1 protein-coding gene is annotated in these 1,019 nt (G+C 70.1%); it reads left to right on the top strand.

Annotation, left to right across the window (positions count from 1 at the left end; translation table 11 throughout):
• Nucleotides 1-1,019, top strand: a 1,019-nt coding sequence (locus tag BIS11_RS18500; protein ID WP_253586852.1) for a cytochrome c, incomplete at both ends; no start/stop codon positions are given.

Genomic DNA, 1,019 nt, shown 5'->3' with positions numbered 1-1,019 from the left:
GGCGACTACTCCCTCGAGCAGTTCTCGGATGCGCTGCGCCGGGGCGTGCGCGCCGACGGCCGCCAGCTCTACCCGGCGATGCCCTACACCGCCTACGCCAAGATGACCGACGAGGACATCGAAGCGCTCTACGCCTACTTCATGCACGGCATCGAGCCCGCAAACGACGCGCCGCCGGAAACCGAGCTGCCGTTCCCGTTCAACCTGCGCTTCTCGATGAAGGCCTGGAACCTGCTGTTTCTCGACAGCGACCCCTTCGAGCCCGACCCGGAGCGCTCCGAGCAGTGGAACCGCGGCGCCTATCTCGTCCAGGGCGCGACCCACTGCGGTACCTGCCACACGCCGCGCAACGCCCTGATGGCCGAGAAGTCGAGCCAGGCGCTGGCCGGTGGCTCGCTGGGCACCTGGTACGCCCCGGACATCACCGACGACCCGGAAACCGGCATCGGCGGCTGGAGCCGGCGCGAACTGGTCGACTACCTGCGCACCGGCCACGCCGGCAACGGCGCCACTGCCGCGGGCCCCATGCTCGAGGCGATCGACTTGAGCTTCTCGCGCATGCCCGAAGAGGACGTCGAGGCGATCGCGGTCTACCTGCTGCCCGAGGTCGAAAGCGCCGCGCCGGCACAGCCGGCCCCGGTTGAGCGCGACGCGCAGACCAACATCGGTCAACTGATCGACGACGACACCCCGGCGGCGCTTGGCGACATCACGCCCGGCGAGCGCGTCTATCGCGACCAGTGCGCTGCCTGCCACGCCCCCGGCGGGCAGGGGCTCAACGGCCTGCCGGCGCTCGCCGGTCACCCGGTGCTCGACAAGCCCAACGCCGACAACGTCGCCATGGCGATTCTCGTAGGCGTCTGGCCCGAGCATCGCCAGGGCATGCTCGGCTTCGCCGACGAGCTCGGAGACCAGCAGATCGCGGACGTCACCAACCACCTGATGAGCGAGTTCGGCCACAGCGACGTGCGCATCGACACGGCGCGGGTCGCGGAACTTCGCGCCGGCGACCCCCATGC

Source organism: Halomonas sp. 707D4 (assembly GCF_024158685.1).
Taxonomy (GTDB): domain Bacteria; phylum Pseudomonadota; class Gammaproteobacteria; order Pseudomonadales; family Halomonadaceae; genus Vreelandella.
Note: the sequence above shows the minus strand (reverse complement) of the source record. Positions and strands in the feature narration are given on the sequence as shown.